Source organism: Dehalococcoidales bacterium (genome assembly GCA_028716225.1).
Classification (GTDB): Bacteria; Chloroflexota; Dehalococcoidia; order Dehalococcoidales; family UBA5760; genus UBA5760.
The window spans coordinates 1-2,648 of record JAQUQE010000145.1; the positions used below are offsets into that span (position 1 = coordinate 1).

Sequence of the window (2,648 nt, forward strand, 5' to 3'; positions counted from 1 at the left end):
CGGAGAAATAAAAATCTCAAGGAGGAATGATGAGCAGCAGAATAGAAAAAAAGAACCCCCTGCAATGGTTAAAAGCTACCTGTCCCATTTGCGGAAAAGAGTATGAATACCTTCCAGATTATAAACCGGCAACCTGTAGTAAATTTGATTGTCTGCAAAAGTACCATGCAAATAAAAGAGCATAACTCCGGAGGTTAAAGTTGGCAAGTGACATTGAAATTCTTATGAAGGCGAAAGAAAAAGAAGACGATCCCCGACGAGCAAAGTACGGCTGGAAGTCATGGGAATTCTACACCGTAGGTGCAACGAAGGACGACATCAAACGCCTGGTAGATGATGGCTACGTCGTGGTTGCCGGTCGTCGCGGATCTCTGACTAAATACCTGTTAACCGACAAGGCTCGGAAAACAATCTGGGCCAACGAAATGGAGGAGAAGTTTAAGGCGATCCCCCGAGCAACTATCATGGAAAGCCTTAACCTGGTCGTTGGCTTCGATGACATCAAGGATGTTCTTGCCGACACAGTATCCAGCCGTCGCAAGATGAATATTCTCATGACGGGACCGCCGGCATGTGCCAAGTCGGTTATGCTGGATGCTTTGAGAGAAGCGGTACCAGCTCCCCAGTCCTACCTCGCTTTCGGCTCCCGGACGTCTGCAGCAGGTTTGAGCGACATGTTATTCCAGACTCAGCCGGAGCTGCTGCTGTTCGATGAGGTCGACAAGTGCCGGCAGGATGCTATTTCAGTACTGCTTGGTCTGATGGAAAAGGGAGAGGTCATCGAGACGAAGAGTAATAAGACTCGAGGGATAAAACTGCGTACCCAGGTAATAGCGGCATGCAACCGGCAAGAAAAGTTTACCCCGGAGTTTCTTTCCCGATTCGCTTTCAAGCCTCATTTCCCAGAGTACACCCGGCAGGAGTTTATTGATGTGGTTGTCGGCATGCTGGACCGTGTAGAGGGTTGCCCCCCGGATGTCGCCCATCTTATCGGTACTCAGGTCTATGACCTGGGACTGGGGGATGTTCGTGCGGCAAGGGGGGTCTGGCAGATGATGCACGATTCGACGGCGGAAGAGGTCAACCGTGTTATTACGCTGAATCTCAAATATCAGCCGGATGAGCAAAACGGCAATTCCAGGAAGAAAGACAAGAAGACAGCTATTGCCAGGTTACCCGGGTTTAGGGATTAAAAGGAGGAACACGTGACTGAGCAGAATGGTTTTGAAGAGTGGGCTATTTTGGAACTCATGGGACACAGACGACTTGCGGGTAAAGTAACCGACGCGGTGATCGGCGGCGGTGCTTTTATCCGCATCGATATCCCCACCAAAGACGGTAAATTAGTTACGCAGTTTTATTCCCCAGGTTCGGTTTACTGTATTTCACCCTGCAGCGAGGAGATAGCTACTCAGGTCGCTCACAATAGCCAACCGGCACCGGTTAGCCGTTGGGAGTTAACCCCGCTGATTGAACAGAGGAATACGGAGCCGTATGATGGGGACGAAAACGACTAAGCGACAATCCAATAGGATTGTGATAACCTTCGACGATCTACCCTACGTCGAGCTTCGAGCTAACTATCACAAGAGTAACTTCTGGGCGGAGCGGTCATCGTCGACAAAGTTAGCCAGGCAAGAAGCTTACATCCTGGGGCTATCTTACAAGCGATTCCTCCCGGACTTTGAGCCAGTCGAGAGTTGTGAGATCGAGGAAGTTTTCACGGTCGACAATAAACAGCGCAGGGATATAGAAAATTTGATGTTGGGGTGTAAGGCTTTTATAGATGGGTTAGTCGATGCCGGGATTCTTGTTGATGATAGCTGGAAACACGTCAGGAAGCTTACTGGGGGCATTGTTTACGAGAAAGGGTATCGGAAGACAGAAATAATCATTACGGAGGTCTAAAAATGCAGTATGAAAAAGCACTAGCGATCGCAGAGGGTATCGTAGAACAGCTACGTCCTTTCTGCGATAAGATCGCCATTGCCGGCAGCATCCGGAGGAAGAAGTCCTGGGTTAATGATATCGATCTGGTCTGTATTCCAAGTAACCAGGGAAGATTCCTGGCGGTCCTGCAGCAGCTCGGTAGAATTAAAGTCGGAGGTGGGAAGATAATCCGCGTCGCCATGGGCTTCACCAAAGGCATTGACCTGGATGTTTACGTTGCTACTCCGGAGATCTGGTCAACTCTTCTTCTAATACGGACCGGGAGCGCCAAACACAATGTACGCCTGTGCATGAGAGCTAAAAACTTGGGGATGAAGCTGCATGCCGATGGTACCGGGCTGTTTAAGATTGAAGCACAGGGATGTGAAGGCGTAGAGGTTCGAATTGCCGGGGATACCGAAGAGAGCATTTTCAAGGAGCTTGGGTTACCATATGAAGCTCCCGAAAAGAGGGAATGATGAAATATTGCGACGACCGGCCGTGTCTGCATTTTTGCAGGGAAGAAGATAAGGACTGTAAATTAGGTTTCAAACCTCATTTCAAGATGCCTAATTCGTGGGAAGCTATCAACCAACACGACTGGGGTTTTATTCCGCCAAAAGAATGTAAACAACAAAGGAGGTGAAATCATGGCTGAGAACAAATTTATCGTAGGAGTACAAGGTGACCAGATTGTTGTGGGTTTACCAATGAGAACG

At 48.9% G+C, this 2,648-nt stretch carries 4 protein-coding genes; all 4 read left to right on the forward strand.

Translation table 11 applies throughout. The features are described 5' to 3' along the window. Nucleotides 1–200 precede the first annotated feature (200 nt). Genes PHI12_14985 through PHI12_15000 form a run of 4 tightly spaced genes read left to right on the forward strand, consistent with a single transcriptional unit; the run spans nucleotide 201 to nucleotide 2,408 of the window. Nucleotides 201–1,193, forward strand: a complete 993-nt coding sequence (locus PHI12_14985) for an ATP-binding protein (protein ID MDD5512088.1) — start codon at nucleotides 201–203, stop codon at nucleotides 1,191–1,193. Nucleotides 1,194–1,205: 12 nt separating this feature from the next. Beyond that, the gene (locus PHI12_14990; protein ID MDD5512089.1) at nucleotides 1,206–1,517 is read left to right on the forward strand and encodes a hypothetical protein; all 312 of its coding nucleotides are present in this window, start codon (nucleotides 1,206–1,208) and stop codon (nucleotides 1,515–1,517) included. Further along, complete coding sequence (locus PHI12_14995; protein MDD5512090.1) at nucleotides 1,495–1,908, forward strand: hypothetical protein; 414 nt, start codon at nucleotides 1,495–1,497, stop codon at nucleotides 1,906–1,908. The genes PHI12_14990 and PHI12_14995 overlap by 23 nt, the downstream gene beginning before the upstream one ends. A gap of 2 nt (nucleotides 1,909–1,910) precedes the next feature. Then, nucleotides 1,911–2,408, forward strand: a complete 498-nt coding sequence (locus PHI12_15000) for a hypothetical protein (protein ID MDD5512091.1) — start codon at nucleotides 1,911–1,913, stop codon at nucleotides 2,406–2,408. The last annotated feature ends 240 nt before the right edge of the window (nucleotides 2,409–2,648 follow it).